This window comes from Bdellovibrio bacteriovorus (assembly GCF_001592755.1).
GTDB lineage: Bacteria > Bdellovibrionota > Bdellovibrionia > Bdellovibrionales > Bdellovibrionaceae > Bdellovibrio > Bdellovibrio bacteriovorus_E.
This window is the reverse complement of the sequence record NZ_LUKF01000001.1, coordinates 518115-533808: the sequence shown is the minus strand read 5'-3', so window position 1 is coordinate 533808 and position 15694 is coordinate 518115. Positions and strand designations below refer to the sequence as shown.

Genomic DNA, 15694 nt, shown 5'->3' with positions numbered 1-15694 from the left:
GACAACTTTGGAGGGGTACAGTGCCACTCGGTGGAGTCATTTTCATCGTCATCTTCATCGCTCTATTCGGAGCATTTTTAGTATGGGTCGCGTCCAAAACAGGCGGCAAACCCGTTTATAACTCTATCAAGTACGAGCCTTACGAGTGCGGTATTCCTGCTCTTGATAAGAAAGATACAAAGGTTTCAGTAAAGTATTATCTTACTGCGATCCTCTTCATCCTTTTCGATATCGAGATCATTTTCATGTATCCATGGGCAACTTCTTTCCGTGATTTCTTATCATCAGGACAAGGTCTGTTCGTGCTTATTTCGATGATGGTCTTCATCGGAATTTTCATCTTCGGACTTTTCTGGGAAGTAAAATCAAAAGCATTGGAATGGGACTAATCAATGGGAATGGGTAAAGATCTTTTTGAAATTACCGTTAACGGTTTAAAACTTGTCGTCATCTTTTTGATGATGGTTCAAGCAGTTCCTATTCTTGTATGGCTAGAGCGCCGTGGTTCCGCATTCATTCAAAATCGTTTGGGACCCAACCGCGTAGGACCTTTGGGCTTGATGCAACTTTTGGCTGACGCTGTGAAATTCTTGACGAAAGAAAACTTCGTTCCAGATACCGCAAAACCATTGTTGTACTATGCAGCTCCGGTATTTGCGTTGATTCCAGGTGCGGTGGCGTTCTCTGCCATCCCAATGTCGACACCGATTCAAGTAGGAACATTTGAAATGTTTGGATCTACTTGGGGTCCGTACACTTTCTTGGTTCAAGGTTATGATATCGGCGTTGGTATCGTATTCATCTTGGGTGTTTCTTCTTTGGCTGCTTACACTTTGTTGATGGCGGGTTGGGGTTCAGGAAATAAGTACTCTTTGATGGGTGCTCTTCGTGCTTCGGCGCAAACAATCTCTTACGAGTTGGCTTTGGGTCTTTCTATCGTGGGCGTGATCATGCTTTACGGTACGTTCAACCTTCAAGACATGACGGTGGCTCAACAAGGTCCCCTTCAATTCGTCTTCTTGGGTCACACAATCACTGCAAGTTGGCTTCCAAACTGGGGGATTTTCTATCAACCATTGGCAGCTCTTTTGTTCTTCACAACAGCATTTGCCGAATCAAATCGTCTTCCATTCGACTTGGCAGAGGGTGAATCTGAACTTGTTGCCGGTTTCCATACAGAGTACGGCGGCTTCAAATTCAACATGTTCTTCATCGGTGAATACGGTCACATGATGATCGCCTCAGGCTTGATGGCTTTGTTCTTCTTCGGTGGTTACGGTATTCCGTACGTATCCGTTGAACAAGTTCAAGAGTGGGCGGCTTCGGTAACGTCTTCTGCGGGCTGGGCAAGTGCTTTGGTGGCATTGATCCACTTCCTTGTTTTCAATATCAAGTTTGCATTCTTCTTGTGGGTTTTCATCTGGGTTCGTTGGACGCTTCCACGCTTCCGTTATGACCAATTGATGGATTTCGGTTGGAAGACTTTGCTTCCTTGGGCGCTAGCAAACACGATCATTACCGCGTTTGTGATCTACATCGCATCTTTGTGAGGAGAATAACGTGACAGCAGATGCATTTCTTTTTTGGTTCTTAGCGATTGTCACTCTGGTCAGCGGCCTGAGTGTCATTCTTTTATCTAACCCGATTTATTCATCGCTTTGTTTGGCGATGACGATGGTGGGTATCTCCGCGTTGTTCGTGACTTTGAATGCTTACTTTATTGCAGGTGTTCAGTTGATCGTTTACGCCGGCGCCGTGATGGTTCTTTTCGTCATGGTGATCATGCTCTTCGACTTGAAGAAAGATCTTCAAGCTTTCACGAAGGGAAAGTTTTCTGGAGCAGTTAAAATTGCTTCCGTAGGTTTGTTGGCAGGCCTGGTTGTCGGCGCCATTGCGATGTCTGTAGGTCTTTTGACTGAAAAAACTACGGACAACCCAGTGACTGCGGGAACAGGCATGGAAACAACAAAACAGTTGGGCCAGATTTTGTTTTCTAAATACATCTTCGGCTTTGAAGCATTGGGCGTTCTTTTGCTAGTGATCGCAGTTGGTGCGGTGGCTCTAGCGCGCAGTAAAGGTGGAACACATGAACACTGATTTCATTAACAACATTGGCCTGACTCACTATTTAGTTCTGGCAGCACTTTTGTTCATGATGGGTATGGCCGGAGTTCTTCTTCGCCGTAACGTGATCGTACTTTTGATGTCTGTAGAGTTGATGTTGAATTCTGTGAATTTAACCTTCATCGCATTCAGCAAGTACTTAGGCATTCTTGATGGTCACATCATGGTTTTCTTTGTCATGACAATCGCCGCGGCAGAAGCGGCGGTAGGTTTGGCATTGGCCGTTTCAATCTTTAAACGCTTTAACGAAGTGAATATTCGCTTCTTTGAACACTTGAAAGGATAAGGGAGCAGCCGTGAATCATTCTCTTTTAATGGCCCTTTTGATCCTAGCTCCGTTCGTTGGTTTCTTGATCAACGGAGTTCGTTATAAAAAGCACTCTGCAAACGTGGCGGGTGTGATTGCCACATCAGCAATTGCGATCTCTTTCATCAGCGCGATCTTATTGGTGTTAGACGTTGTTGCGATGCCAGCGGAATCTCGCAAAATTGCGGTGAGCTTCTTTGAGTGGATGGCAGTTGATAAGTTTAAAGTTAATGCCGGATTCGTTGTTGATCAAATCAGCTCTATCATGATCTTGGTGATCACGGGCGTTGGTACTTTGATCCACTTATTCTCGATCGGTTACATGCACCACGATAAAGGTGCGGCAAAATACTTTGCTTACCTGAACCTTTTTATCTTCAACATGTTGTTGCTAGTTCTTGGCGACAGCTTGCTTGTGATGTTCGTGGGTTGGGAAGGCGTTGGTCTTTGCTCTTACTTGTTAATCGGCTTCTGGTTCACAGACAAAGAAAAAGCTGCAGCTGGTATGAAAGCCTTTATCACAAACCGTGTGGGTGACGCTGCTTTCCTACTTGGAATGTTCATCCTTTTCATCACTTTCGGAACTTTGAATTTCTCTGAGTTGAATGCTTTGGCGCCAACAACAGCAGAGGCTTCTTGGTTGGGTGCGGTGACTTTGGGAACTTTGTTCCTCTTCATCGGCGCAACAGGTAAGTCGGCACAGATTCCACTGTATGTTTGGCTTCCAGACGCGATGGCCGGTCCAACACCCGTATCCGCTCTTATCCATGCGGCGACGATGGTAACTGCCGGTGTTTACATGATCGTGCGTTTGAATCCGTTGTTCATCATGGCTCCGAACACAATGATGGTGATTGCTATCATCGGTGCGGCGACAGCCGTTTTAGCAGCGACAATCGGTATGACCCAATGGGATATCAAAAAAGTACTAGCGTACTCAACAGTCTCTCAACTTGGTTACATGTTCTTGGCTTGCGGTGTGGGTGCTTTCGGAGCAGCGATGTTCCACTTGATGACTCACGCATTCTTTAAAGCCCTGATGTTCTTGGGCTCGGGTTCAGTGATCCATGCGATGCACGAAGAACAAGATATACGTAAGATGGGCGGACTTAAAAAGTACATGCCAATCACGCACGTGACGTTCTTCTTGGGATGGCTTGCGATCATCGGTATGCCGCCGTTCGCGGGTTTCTTCTCTAAAGATGAAATCTTAGCTTACACGTTCAACTCTCCACTAGGTTCTCCGATCTTGTGGGCGATGGGGGCGTTGGGTGCGACTTTGACAGCGTTCTACATGACTCGTTTGATGGCGTTGACATTCTGGGGTAAGAGCCGCGTTCCAAGCGATGTTCACCCGCATGAATCTCCAGCGCTTATGACGATTCCATTGATCGTTTTAGGTATTCTTTCTGTGATCGGTGGTTGGATCGGTATTCCTCACGTGATCGGTGAACATTTGGGTCACCTTCCAAACGTGTGGGAGCACTGGTTGCATCCAATGATCTCTCCAATCCCAGGTTGGACAGCGATTGATCACACGACGGAATGGACTTTGATGGGTGTTTCTGTTGGTTTGGCTTTGATCTCTGCGATCGTAGCGTACCAATTCTACGTGAAGTCTCCAGAGACTCCGAAGAAAATCGCCGACAGCATCAAGCCTGTGTACAACCTTGTGTATAACAAATATTTCGTTGATGAAGCTTACTTCGGATTCATCATCAATCCACTTGTTAGCATCAGCAAAAACACTTGGTATTACATCGATGTGAATTTCATCGATAAAGCGACTTACTTGGCCGGCGACTTAGCTCGCGGTATGGGCTCGTTCGTTCGCTCTATCCAAACTGGTAATATGCAACAGTACGCGATGTACATCGGTATCGGTGTTGTTGTGGCTCTTTCATTTGTGATCATGAGGTAATGTATGATCCTGAGTAGCATTGTTTTCCTACCTCTTTTGTTCGCGTTGATCGTCGCTGTTTGGCCAAAGTCGAATACAATTCGTCACTTGGCCCTAGGCCTTTCAATCGTTGAATTCATTTTGAGCTTAGCATTGTTCAGACAGTTTGATCCGAACTCTGCAGGCCTTCAGATGGTTGAAAAGTTCATGTGGATTGAGCGCTTCGGCATTCAATACTTCATGGGTATCGACGGTATTTCGTTGTGGTTGGTTCTTTTAACGACGTTCCTTACACCGATCATCATCTTGGGTTCTTGGACGTCGATCACAGAAAGAGTTAAAGGCTTCCACGTCGCGATGTTTGTTCTGCAAACAGCGATGCTTGGAACGTTCTTGGCAATGGATGCGATCTTCTTCTACGTGTTCTGGGAGCTTTCTCTGGTACCAATGTACTTCATGGTTGGTATCTGGGGTGGTGCTCGTCGTATCTATGCAACCGTGAAGTTCTTCATCTATACATTCGCTGGCTCTGTGATGATGCTCGTTGCGATCATCTATATGATGTACCTAACTCAAGAAGCGACAGGCACAATGAGTGCAAGTCTTCTTGATTTCTACAAACTTAAAATTCCGTTTGTAGGTGGGACATTCTTCAGCCTTCAAACTTTATTGTTCTTCGCGTTTGCTTTGGCCTTTGCGATCAAAGTTCCGGCATTCCCAGTTCATACTTGGTTGCCTGATGCCCACGTTGAAGCCCCAACACCAGGTTCTGTAATTCTAGCCGGTGTGATGCTTAAGATGGGTACTTACGGTTTCATGCGCTGGGTGATTCCATTATTCCCAGAAGCTTCTGAATACTGGGCATGGTTGTTCATGTTGATCGGTACAGTCGGAATCATCTACGGAGCCCTGGTTGCGATGGTTCAACCGGATGTGAAAAAACTTGTGGCGTACTCTTCGGTGTCGCACATGGGTTACATCTTAGTCGGTCTATTTGCATTCAATGCTTACGGGATGTCCGGTGGTCTTTATCAAATGTTGAACCACGGTATTTCTACAGGTGCACTCTTCTTGTTGATCGGTATGATCTACGAAAGAACGCACTCTCGTGAAATCAGCAAGTACGGTGGATTAGCAGGAGTTCTTCCGCTTTTCACAATCTTTTTCTTTATCATCACTTTGTCTTCGATCGCAGTTCCATTGACGAACGGTTTCGTGGGTGAGTTCTTGATTCTTCTTGGCACTTTCCAAGCAGAACCAGTATTTGCTTACTTCGCGGTGTCAGGTGTGATCTTGGGAGCCGTTTATATGCTTTGGATGTTCAAACGCGTATTCTTCGGCGAAAAAGGCGAGTTGGTGAAAGACGAACATCACCCACTTCACGACTTGAATGCGCGTGAAATCGCGGTTCTTGTTCCTCTTGTTATCATGGTGTTCTGGATGGGTCTTTTCCCGAATCATTTCTTGAACTATTCAAAGGCAAGTATTGATTATCTAGTGAACAACAGAAGTAACTATAACCTGACGATTGTAGAGCCTGGCGCAACTTCCACTCAGCACGCGCAAGGAGGTAACTAATGAATATGAATATCGGTCTTAGTGACGTTTTGTTGATTTCTCCGATGATCGCCTTGTTCCTAGTAAGCTTGATTCCGATCACGGCTAAAGTTCTTCGCGGCAACCGCGAACAACCTCATGCTGTGACTTTGGCGCAAGCCCTTATCGGTATTGTGATCGCGATTGGTCTTTTGATTGTGTTTGGTGGCGGCGGTAAGACAGCGTTTAATAACGGTCTTATCTTTGACGGTGTGACTCAGTGGATGGGTATCATTGCTTTGGGCGCTGCGGGAGCGGCGATGGTGATGATGTATGAAAATCCATCGACGACAGGAAAACAGTTCTCTGAGTTGATTTTCTTAGCGATGAGTTCTGCTGTAGGTATGTTGATCCTGGTTTCTGCTGTGGATCTTTTGATGGTTTTCATCGGCCTAGAGATGATGTCTTTGGCATTGTATCTGATGATTGCGATGAGCCACGAAGAGAAGCTTTCTAAAGAAGCCGCTTTGAAATACTTCATCTTGGGTTCTTTTGCTTCGGCATTGTTCCTTTATGGTGTGGCATTTATCTTCGGTTCAACGGGTGGAACAAACATCCTGGCATTCATGGATAGCGCGGCAGAGCTAGTACAAACTAGTCGTCTTTTCTTGTTTGGTATCACTTTCGTTATCTTGGGCTTCTGCTTTAAGGTTTCGATTGCACCATTCCATGCTTGGACTCCAGATGTGTATCAAGGGGCTCCAACTCCGCACACGGCTTTCATGGCGACAGCGGTTAAGACAGTTTCTTTCGCCGCTTTCTTGCGTGTGATTGCAACGAAGTCTTTGATCGGTTCAGATCACTTGTTTGATATCTTGCAATGGTTGGCTGTGATCACAATGATCTTGGGTAACACGGCAGCGATCATTCAGAATAACTTTAAGCGTATGATTGCGTATTCATCAGTAGCGCACTCTGGTTACTTGTTGATCGGTATCATCACGGCCGGCGTTAGCGATAACGGTGCGTTCGGTGCTTCGGGAGTTATCTTCTATCTTCTAAGCTATGCTTTGATGACTTTGGGTGCGTTCGCGATTGCAAGCATGCTTGAAAAATCAGAGAACCACATCGTGAACGTGGATGACCTTGCTGGCTTTGCGAAACAAAGACCAATGTTAGCTCTTTGCTTAACGGTGTTCTTGTTATCGTTAGCAGGTATTCCGCCGACTCTTGGATTCTTCGGTAAGTTCTATCTGTTCAACGCGGCTATCGGTGAAGGTCTGTTGTGGTTGGCGATCTGGGGTATGATTAGCTCTGTGATTGGTGTTTACTACTACCTGCGCCCGGTCGTTGTTATGTACATGAAAGAAGGTAACGCGGAAGTTGCAAGTCATTCACTGAATGCAACAACAGTGACGACTGTGATCATGGCTCTAGCGATTGTGATCATGGGATTTGTCTCTGGCCCGATTTTCTCGGCTGTAGAAAAAAGCTTGTTCTAAGCTGACTGCACTTCGATAAAAAACATACTAAGCCCTGGCAACTACCAGGGCTTTTTTATTTGTAAATCGCTAGTCTTTCATCGGGACTTCGGGGAATAGCTACTCCCGTGCAGTAAGACCTAATATCCTTATTGAGCATGAATCAGAAGTTTCACGAACTCATTGCTCAGGCCTCGAAGGTCGTTCTGGATAAGAATGTTGAAATTCGTTTGGCCATCACCTGCCTTCTGGCGGGCGGCCATTTGCTTATTGAAGACTTGCCCGGAGTTGGAAAAACCACTCTTGTTCAGGTGCTAGGGAAGCTCACCGGATTAAAAACTCGTCGCGTGCAATTCACGATTGATCTTTTACCAGCGGATGTAATTGGCGGACAGATCTATCATCCGCAAGAACATAAATTCGTTTTTCATCAAGGGCCGTTATTTTCACAGATGGTGATGGCGGATGAGTTGAATCGCGCAAGCCCGCGCACCCAAAGTGCTTTGCTACAAGCGATGGAAGAAGGCGAAGTGTCTGTTGAAGGTGTGACCTGGCCACTGCCGCATCCATTCTATGTGATCGCAACTCAGAACCCGCATCAACAGACCGGCACCTTTCCTTTACCAGAAAGTCAGCTAGATCGTTTTCTAATGAGTTTAGAACTACATCCGGCCTCTAAAGAAACCGAAGTGCGCATTTTACAAGGTGATGATCCTCGACATTTGCTGCAAAAAATTCATCCGCTATTTAGTGAAACTGAAATTGCAGAAGCTTTGATTGAAGTTACAAAAGTGCAAGTGTCCGCTAATGTCGCTCAGTACATCGCGGATCTTTTAGAGCGATCTCGTCGTCCCGGATTTGAAGGAGCACCACTTTCAACTCGTGCAGGAATGGCTTTAGCGAAAGCCGCGAAGGCTTGGGCCTTTATGGATGGAAGAAACTATTTACGACCTGAAGATGTTCAACAAGTTTTGATTCCTGTATTAGGACATCGTCTTGGAGGCAATCATGGCATCAAACGCGGCCGTGAGTGGGCAGGGGCTTTACAAAAAAGCACGCCAGTTCCTGTCTAAAAAGAAAACGCGAACCTATATTCTGCCGACAGGATTTGGCGTCGCCTTTGGGTTGATGTCGCTAGTTCTATTTTTTATGGCGGTTGGATACTCCAACAATTTGATTTACATTTTCTTCTTTTTCTTAATCTCTGTGGCTTTCACAGGAACTTTTATCACCAATAAAAATGTCGATGGCGTTGATGTTATTGATGTTCACATTGACGAAGCTTTTTGCGACGAGACATCGGCCTTAAGCGTAACATTGAAAAATAATGCAAAGTCGCCGTGTTTTCAGATCGAAAGCTATTTCGAAAAGTATCCTGAAACCTCTTCGCGCACGGATCTTGAGCCACAGGAAGAAGACGTGGTTCTTGTTCCCTTTGTTTTTAAAAAACGCGGCCGACATCTTCTTCCCAGAATAGCGGTTCAAAGTACATTTCCTTTTTCTTTGTTAAGAGCGTGGAGAGTCTTTAAAACTCCTCGAGAAATCACAGTTTATCCGGCAAGAAAAGGCGAAGAGGCTTTTCCACAAAACTCTTATGCGGAAACAGACAGTGAAAATACAGGCTTATTCAGGGAGCATCGTACTTACCAAAGCACGGATTCTTTAAGGCGAATAGATTGGAAAGCGACAGCACGCAGGCAGGAACTGCTTGTAAAAAATTTTGAAGAGTCCGAGAAGCCTTCGCTGCATTTTTCTTGGAAACAGACAGCTCATTTGCATGATGAAGAAGCAAGAATTTCGCAACTGTGTTTGTGGATTGATGAAGCACACAAGCTAGGCCATTCATTTTCTCTCGAAGTCGGAAAGCATCATATCGCTAAAGATCAAAGTTCTGCTCATCGCAAGATGTGCCTAGAGGTCCTTGCTCACCTAAGCAGGGAAGATCTTTTATGACAAAAAGGTTCTACTCTCAGAAAGCACTCGCCGTTTCATTTATTATCGCCATGGCGATGGTAGCGCTTGAGGTTTCAGCATGGATAGCTGTTTTCAGCTTCGTCATGCTTTTTTGGAAGTGGGGCGTAGAAAATCTTCAGTGGAAACCTTTATCTAGAAAGGCCACGGGAATCCTAAGTGTTCTTTTGTTAATTCAAGTGCTTGTTCAATTTCGCACTTTGATTGGCCAGGAGCCCGCGTATACATTTTTGTTAGCTCTTTCTTCATTAAGAATCATGGACTATCAGAACGAACGCGATCATAAATTTGTGATCCTTCTGGGCTTTCTTTTGATTTCAGTGAAGGCGCTTTTTAGTTTAGATATATATTGGATAATTCCTTCCGTTTTGGCCTTTGTCGGGCTTTGGTATTCGCTCTTGCCTGAATCGCTGCCGGCTCGCGCGAAAGTACTATTAAAGATATTCATTCTTTCAGTGCCGATGGCTGTGATTTTATTTTTTGCCTTTCCGCGCTTTGTTTTACCGTGGGCGATGTCGCGCGGTTCTGCGCAGTTCGGAGAAATTGGCTTTACCGATGAAATAAACCCCGGGATGGTGGCGGAACTTGCAACGAACACGGCAACAGCATTTCGGGCCAAGATTGAAAATCTGCCGATAAATAAATCGGTAGATCTCTATTGGCGTGGATCGGTTTTGACTCAATCGCGGGGTTTGAGCTGGCGTCCGCGACGCTTGGGATTTAGAGCTCCTTCAACAGAAGACTATAAATCTTTGCCAACTTATGAGGTCGCAATTGAGCCCACATCTCAGCTCTATCTTTTTGTTTTAGAGGGAACAAAGCATGTCGACTTAGACGTGAATCAAGTTCTAGCGCTTCCTCAGAACATCTATCGGTCAATTCGGCCATTAAATAAATCTTCAATGTATCGGGGATATTATGAGCATGACTATAAGGACAGAGCGACTCCGCAGGATGAAGATCTTCAGGTTCCTCCCGTACAAGGACGTGTTCACGCATGGGTCGACGGTGTCTTAAGCAGAAATCTTTCTATTCCCCAAAAGGTCGAAGAACTGCAAAAACTTTTTGTAGATAACGGATTCGTCTACACGCTATCTCCCGGCGTTTATGGTCCAAACGATCTAGAAACTTTTCTTTTTGAAAGAAAACGAGGGTTTTGTGAGCATTTTGCGGGAGCTTACGCGACTCTTGCAAGATCCTTAGGAATTCCCGCGCGAGTGATCGTCGGATATCAAGGCGGCCGTTTTAATCCTTTGGGCAACTTTTGGAAAGTTTCGCAAAAAGATGCTCACGCCTGGGTTGAAATCTTTAATGAAGGACAGTGGCAGCGAATCGATCCAACTTTATGGGTTGCGCCTCTTCGTTTGGTGATCGGTGCAGAAGAATTTTTTGGACTTTCGGAAGAAGATCAGCGGGCCTTTGCGCGCGCCGTGGATTGGCGTCCGCCAGCGAAAGAAGATTTTCTTCTATGGGATGAAGTCAGTTTTTGGGTGGAAGATATCAACTATCGATGGACTTATTTCCTTATCGATTTTGATAAAACGTCTCAACAAAGTTTTTGGAGTGCTTTGTTGAATTACAGAATTCAATCCACTTTCTTACTTGTCGTTGTTATTGCCGCACTTGTTTTAATTTTCCGCAGTCTTTTCAAACAGAAAAGAAACCTTAATGAAGCACAAGTTCTGTTGCAAGCCGTGGAAAAGTGGGCCGAAAAAAAGAATATCCAGCGCGAAAATTCAGAGCCTCCGCTGGAGTTTCTAAAAAAGCTGCAGGCACAGTTTCCTTATTTGAAAATGATTCTTCAAGAAATCGAAACGTTTTATGACGAACAAACTTATGCTGGTAAAACAGCTTCGTCGGGCAAAGAGCTTTTAACAAACTGGAAAAATGAAATTCGCAGCCACTAAACGTCGTAGTGGCGAAGAACGTTGATCGCGGATTTAAATCCGATACGCACAATGCGCGCTAAAATCTCTGGATTTAAACTGAAGTGATCAACGAAAAACATTTCATAGTTGTTCGGGCGTGGAGCAATATAGATGTAATCCACTTCCGGGCGATAGTTCACACGATTGCGAATGATTTCAAGCAGTTTGTCGCGATGCTCAGCCGGCAAGTTCATCTGTTTGAAGTAACCATCTACGGCGTTATAGATACCGCGAATGTCATTCTTGTATTGAATATGGCGCATGATTTTTTGCTGAACGACTTGGTAAAGAGCCTGATTTGCGATCAGTGGAATTCCATAGTCATGCAACGAACCCATCTCTTCCGTGTAGTGATAAGGCTGAATTGAAAAAGAAGAAATCACCAGATCCGCGCCATAATCTGCCGCCACGTGCGTGGAAAGAGTGTCGCGAATTTCGCCGTCATAATAATACATCTCTTTTCCGTCGGGACGTTTGATTCCGTAAGGAGCAAAGACCGGAGGCAAGGCCGTTGAACAAGCCACGGCATCACTGATCGTTGCGTAGTTGATGTATTTCGTGTTTTCCGTTTTATAGGATTCCGGGAAGTTACCAAAGATGGCTTTGCGGGTGTGGTTTAACTGGGTTCCGATAATAAAAAGACCCACACCCAAACGAGCGAAGTCATTGTCCAGCAAAACCTCTTTGCGCAAATAGCCTTCAATACCCTTGGTTGAAAAAAGGCCGTTTAACTTAAGACCGTTTTTTAAAAGGGATTCAAGACCACCGGTGACCAAGGCCTTTTCCATCAAAGTGCGCGGAATAAACTTCAACAAACCGCTGGAGTTTAAATTAAAAATATCGCGGTAGCTGATGGGTTTTAAATACCGTAAATCCGACTTATCAAAAGAAGGATGACTGCCCGAACCGATTTGGAATGCGTTGACGAGGGACTCAATCGGGTAGCCAGCGGCAAGGATTGAAGCTACGAAAGCGCCGGCGCTAGAGCCTACATAAAGACGGATTGTAAATGGATCGTCTTCACCGAAGTTCTGACGCACCATCTCTTTGGTACCTCCGGCAAAGCGAAAGCCTTTTTCTTGTAAAGCTAAGCAAACCCCAATGTGAAAGGCCGCCGCTTTAATGCCGCCTCCACTTAATACTAGGGCCACTTTTTTCTTATCTCTAATCCGCATAGTGTTATCTTTAAGTATGAGAGTTCTTGGACTTTCGGGCAAAGGATTCTTTGGAACTTAAGAAAATCCATGACTTAGGGTTGCTTAGTCAGACGAAGGTCTAGTTGGATAGGCTAAAAAAGTTGTGGATAGCCAGATCAAGGTCCTGAATTTTGTTGAATTTGGATAACTACTCACACAAAATTTGACAGACCGAAGTCGTGTGTTAATGTTGGATACGCAAGCTGAGTAGGGCGACCACCCCGAAAAGTTTGGCTAGTAAGGAAATTTGATGAACGTTGAAGCAACTGGTTCATGGTTACCGCTAACGGATTACTCTACTAAATACAAAATTAGTGTGAGCACACTCCGCCGTCGAATCAAAGCTGACGACATCAAATTCCGATTTGAAGACGGCAAGTACTTCATCATGGACGAACCGATGGGTACCCATCAACGAGTACATCGCCCCTCCCAAGACAGCGACGCCTTGGTGGGTGCTCATCATGGAATGATGAAAGGTAACGACACTATGTCCGCTTCTTCAAAAGACGACCTTCTGAAAGCTCAGGACCTTCAAGATAAATCAATGAAGGCCAACAAAGATGAGCCCATCTTAACCGCTGCCAACAAACTTCTGAACGAACTTAAAAAAGCCTACACCCAAATCCTTCAAGACAAAGAAGAAACTATTCTTCAACTGAAAGACGAAGTGGCAGATCTAAAGACTCTGGTTCGTGTTTTGGAATCTGAAAACGACCGCCTTAAAGGTTTTAAGCAGTAGTTCTTTTGGGGCGAATCAGGTAGCTGATTCCGCCTGCTAAAGTAGCGACAATCAAAGCCGCATAAATTCCGCCATAGATCGAAGCATTCTTATCATAGAAATAGCTCCCGGCGATTTGCAGCAGGGACGGTATAAACGAAAAGCCGATATTGTAGATAACGCCGAAAGAGACGGCTCTATAACGAGGCTCCACAGAATCACAAACTAAAGCGACAACGGGGGCGTAACTAAGTGTGATTACAAATCCGGTGAGGACCATAATTATAATCAGCGCTGCTTTATTGGCGCCGATCCCGCCAACACCCGCGAATTTCTGCATAAAATAAAAGTAAGGAAAAATCACCGCAATTCCTAAAAAGGCCCCGGCCAGGCACATTTTTGTTCGACCCACTCTATCAGAAATAACTCCGAAAAGAGGATAAAGCGGCAGCAGAAACAAACTTGAGATCGCTACAATAAATCCGATGGCATCGGATGGGACTTTTAACAGAGGGCCTAAGAAATAGAGTCGGTAAAGATTAAAGAAATAAGCAAGAACACCCACGTTAATGGCGATAAAAAGTGCAAACGTAAAGATTCTTTTAAGCGCTGATTTGTCGCTCAAAAGATTTTTTAGATGGCTGATCGCTGAGGTCTCACGGTCATAGGTCAAAGGTACATCGGGAAATTTTCTGTCGATGTAAACTGCGAGGGGATAGATAAGACCACTCAACAGAAAGCAAACTCTCCAGCCCCATATTCCCAAATCTTCAGCAGACACAAATAGCTTAAATAGAATCACAATGGCCATCGCAATCAAATAACCAGATGGAGCTGCCATTTGAAGCCAAGAAGTAAAACGTCCTTTTTCTAAAGTGGGCGCCAAATCATAGATGTAGGCAATAGCACATGTAACGGTTCCTGCGGTCGCAAATCCTTGCAGTAAGCGAACAATGATCACGAATACTGAGACTACGTTTGCTGGCATGTACGATTCGTGAAGCAAAGCCATGCATAAAGAAACAACCCCTAGCATCTTAAAGGATTTCACCAAGGCGCGTTTTTTGCCCGCGGTGTCCGCTAGAGCACCAAAATAAATCGCACCTAAAGGCCTAAATATAAATCCCGTAGCAAAGCTTAAGTAGGAGGCGACAACGCTAAGGCCTGATGACGATTCTTTTGTTTGCGAGGTTTCAAAATGAAGAATTCCCGTCAGATAGTAACAATAAAAAACAAGAATCACTCCGAGAGAAACCATCCCGGTAACGTCCCATAAACCTTTGACTGTTGTTTCGTATTTGTATTTATCCAAGCGGACTCAATTTATCTCATGAAGGAAGCAATGGGGATAGTTTCAATTTGTATTGTGTTAACGCATTACTTTGTGACGACAGCTTTGCTTGTGTACCAGTACGCACCAAGTTTTCCTTTTTGAAGTTCATAGTGATAGAAGAGGTTCGACATAGATCTTTTTTGCTTCAACTCATTACAGAACTCAGGATAGTAATCCTCGCGCAATATCTTTTGGGACTCGACGGGATTCTGACTTTGAACCATGCACACGTATCGAGATGAATTTTTAGATTTACGAAGCACGACTTCGAACGAATAGATAGGAGCATCGACGGATTTGAAGAAGGTCGACTCCGCATAATTAATATACTTCGCACCAGAATATACTAAAGCCGGAGAGATAAATAACGACAAGATCAGAAACGGAATAAGAAATCGTAAGGTCCACGATGAACCTCTCATCCATAACAATCCTAGGCCTATCAAGATAACAAAAGTGATAAGACTGGGTAAAATACCATAGACAAAAAACTGAAGTGAGTCGACGAGATGTCCGTATTTATCCTCAATAAGGAATTTATTTAAAAAATACATTAAGAGCAGTGCAGAGGTGACGCCAATGGCATTTAATATAAGACCCTTGGCGATACCTCTTCCATCCCAATTGAAAGCATCGTGTCCCCAGTTGTGAAGCAGAATTTCTCTAAATTCGATGAGATTTGTAGCTGTGGTTTTGTAGCACTCAAACTGATATGAAAAATCAATCTTAGGAAATATTGCGCCCCAAGCGCCCTCTGTGTTTCGCTGTTTTCCATAAGCTCGTGTGCGAAGAAATACCTGTCCATCTTCAACTTCAACAGATTGAACTTCTTCATTGGCAAGCATGTTTCCAATAGCCTGACGCAAAGAAGAGTTGCTTTTAAGAAGTCTGTGGATATGCGGGCTGTCGGTATTAATATAGACCAAATCATCAAAAGTTTTATCGCCGGTTTGGCATTCTACGACGCCCAAACCTTTCACGAAATCAGACCAGCCAGATTCTCTTACAAAACGCAGTCGAACATTTTGGTGAGGAAATTCCAGCGCGATCTTTAGTTTTACGTACGACCCTTGGTGTTTATCCTGACCCGTACTTCCTGATAAAATCCAGGTTTCCCCAAGGGATTCCACCGCATTTTCGCCGCGTGCTGGTTTCGTTCTGCTCATTATTGAATGCTAAATAAAAAGGTATGTTGTG

At 44.6% G+C, this 15694-nt stretch carries 14 protein-coding genes; 11 read left to right on the top strand and 3 right to left on the bottom strand.

Annotation, left to right across the window (positions count from 1 at the left end):
- Positions 1-20: 20 nt before the first annotated feature.
- The 10 genes from AZI85_RS02665 to AZI85_RS02620 all read left to right on the top strand — a co-directional run bounded on the left by AZI85_RS02665 (position 21) and on the right by AZI85_RS02620 (position 11226).
- Positions 21-389 (top strand): NADH-quinone oxidoreductase subunit A, encoded by a 369-nt coding sequence (locus AZI85_RS02665; protein WP_063205729.1) that lies wholly within the window; start codon positions 21-23, stop codon positions 387-389.
- A gap of 3 nt (positions 390-392) precedes the next feature.
- A complete protein-coding gene (locus tag AZI85_RS02660) occupies positions 393-1550 on the top strand; it encodes a complex I subunit 1/NuoH family protein (protein ID WP_063242597.1) in 1158 nt (385 codons plus the stop codon).
- 10 nt (positions 1551-1560) lie between these two features.
- Positions 1561-2097, top strand: a complete 537-nt coding sequence (locus AZI85_RS02655; RefSeq protein WP_063242596.1) for an NADH-quinone oxidoreductase subunit J — start codon at positions 1561-1563, stop codon at positions 2095-2097.
- Positions 2087-2410, top strand: a complete 324-nt coding sequence (gene nuoK / locus AZI85_RS02650; RefSeq protein ID WP_041875668.1) for an NADH-quinone oxidoreductase subunit NuoK — start codon at positions 2087-2089, stop codon at positions 2408-2410. Before AZI85_RS02655 ends, nuoK begins: the two co-directional genes overlap by 11 nt.
- Positions 2411-2438: 28 nt before the next feature.
- Positions 2439-4352: an NADH-quinone oxidoreductase subunit L gene (gene nuoL / locus AZI85_RS02645; RefSeq protein ID WP_063242595.1), complete on the top strand. Its 1914-nt coding sequence runs from the start codon at positions 2439-2441 to the stop codon at positions 4350-4352.
- Positions 4353-4355: 3 nt separating this feature from the next.
- The gene (locus AZI85_RS02640) at positions 4356-5909 is read left to right on the top strand and encodes a complex I subunit 4 family protein (protein WP_063205722.1); all 1554 of its coding nucleotides are present in this window, start codon (positions 4356-4358) and stop codon (positions 5907-5909) included.
- A complete protein-coding gene (locus AZI85_RS02635) occupies positions 5909-7369 on the top strand; it encodes an NADH-quinone oxidoreductase subunit N (RefSeq protein ID WP_063242594.1) in 1461 nt (486 codons plus the stop codon). Before AZI85_RS02640 ends, AZI85_RS02635 begins: the two co-directional genes overlap by 1 nt.
- 137 nt (positions 7370-7506) lie before the next feature.
- Positions 7507-8421, top strand: coding sequence for an AAA family ATPase (locus AZI85_RS02630; protein WP_063242593.1), 915 nt, complete (start codon positions 7507-7509; stop codon positions 8419-8421).
- A complete protein-coding gene (locus tag AZI85_RS02625; protein ID WP_063242592.1) occupies positions 8357-9301 on the top strand; it encodes a DUF58 domain-containing protein in 945 nt (314 codons plus the stop codon). The genes AZI85_RS02630 and AZI85_RS02625 overlap by 65 nt, the downstream gene beginning before the upstream one ends.
- The gene (locus AZI85_RS02620; RefSeq protein WP_063242591.1) at positions 9298-11226 is read left to right on the top strand and encodes a transglutaminaseTgpA domain-containing protein; all 1929 of its coding nucleotides are present in this window, start codon (positions 9298-9300) and stop codon (positions 11224-11226) included. The genes AZI85_RS02625 and AZI85_RS02620 overlap by 4 nt, the downstream gene beginning before the upstream one ends.
- Here the strand turns inward: AZI85_RS02620 and AZI85_RS02615 are convergent.
- Entirely contained in the window at positions 11223-12422 is a 1200-nt protein-coding gene (locus AZI85_RS02615; protein ID WP_063242590.1) for a patatin-like phospholipase family protein, read from the bottom strand. The genes AZI85_RS02620 and AZI85_RS02615 overlap by 4 nt on opposite strands.
- Positions 12423-12693: 271 nt before the next feature.
- Between AZI85_RS02615 and AZI85_RS02610 the strand changes: the two genes are divergently transcribed.
- The gene (locus tag AZI85_RS02610; protein ID WP_063205710.1) at positions 12694-13185 is read left to right on the top strand and encodes a hypothetical protein; all 492 of its coding nucleotides are present in this window, start codon (positions 12694-12696) and stop codon (positions 13183-13185) included.
- Here the strand turns inward: AZI85_RS02610 and AZI85_RS02605 are convergent.
- Positions 13175-14476 (bottom strand): MFS transporter, encoded by a 1302-nt coding sequence (locus AZI85_RS02605; protein ID WP_155723894.1) that lies wholly within the window; start codon positions 14474-14476, stop codon positions 13175-13177. The two genes, AZI85_RS02610 and AZI85_RS02605, sit on opposite strands and share 11 nt — an antisense overlap.
- 65 nt (positions 14477-14541) lie before the next feature.
- The gene (locus AZI85_RS02600) at positions 14542-15663 is read right to left on the bottom strand and encodes a hypothetical protein (protein ID WP_063242588.1); all 1122 of its coding nucleotides are present in this window, start codon (positions 15661-15663) and stop codon (positions 14542-14544) included.
- Between the last annotated feature and the right edge of the window lie 31 nt (positions 15664-15694).

What these genes read in the sequence shown, in the direction of transcription:
- AZI85_RS02660 (WP_063242597.1), top strand. Translation starts at nt 393, where the DNA reads ATGGGAATGGGTAAAGATCTTTTTGAAATTACCGTTAACGGTTTAAAA.
- nuoK (WP_041875668.1), top strand. Translation starts at nt 2,087, where the DNA reads ATGAACACTGATTTCATTAACAACATTGGCCTGACTCACTATTTAGTT.
- nuoL (WP_063242595.1), top strand. Translation starts at nt 2,439, where the DNA reads ATGGCCCTTTTGATCCTAGCTCCGTTCGTTGGTTTCTTGATCAACGGA.
- AZI85_RS02640 (WP_063205722.1), top strand. Translation starts at nt 4,356, where the DNA reads ATGATCCTGAGTAGCATTGTTTTCCTACCTCTTTTGTTCGCGTTGATC.
- AZI85_RS02635 (WP_063242594.1), top strand. Translation starts at nt 5,909, where the DNA reads ATGAATATGAATATCGGTCTTAGTGACGTTTTGTTGATTTCTCCGATG.
- AZI85_RS02630 (WP_063242593.1), top strand. Translation starts at nt 7,507, where the DNA reads ATGAATCAGAAGTTTCACGAACTCATTGCTCAGGCCTCGAAGGTCGTT.
- AZI85_RS02625 (WP_063242592.1), top strand. Translation starts at nt 8,357, where the DNA reads ATGGCATCAAACGCGGCCGTGAGTGGGCAGGGGCTTTACAAAAAAGCA.
- AZI85_RS02620 (WP_063242591.1), top strand. Translation starts at nt 9,298, where the DNA reads ATGACAAAAAGGTTCTACTCTCAGAAAGCACTCGCCGTTTCATTTATT.
- AZI85_RS02615 (WP_063242590.1), bottom strand. Translation starts at nt 12,422, where the DNA reads ATGCGGATTAGAGATAAGAAAAAAGTGGCCCTAGTATTAAGTGGAGGC.
- AZI85_RS02610 (WP_063205710.1), top strand. Translation starts at nt 12,694, where the DNA reads ATGAACGTTGAAGCAACTGGTTCATGGTTACCGCTAACGGATTACTCT.
- AZI85_RS02600 (WP_063242588.1), bottom strand. Translation starts at nt 15,663, where the DNA reads ATGAGCAGAACGAAACCAGCACGCGGCGAAAATGCGGTGGAATCCCTT.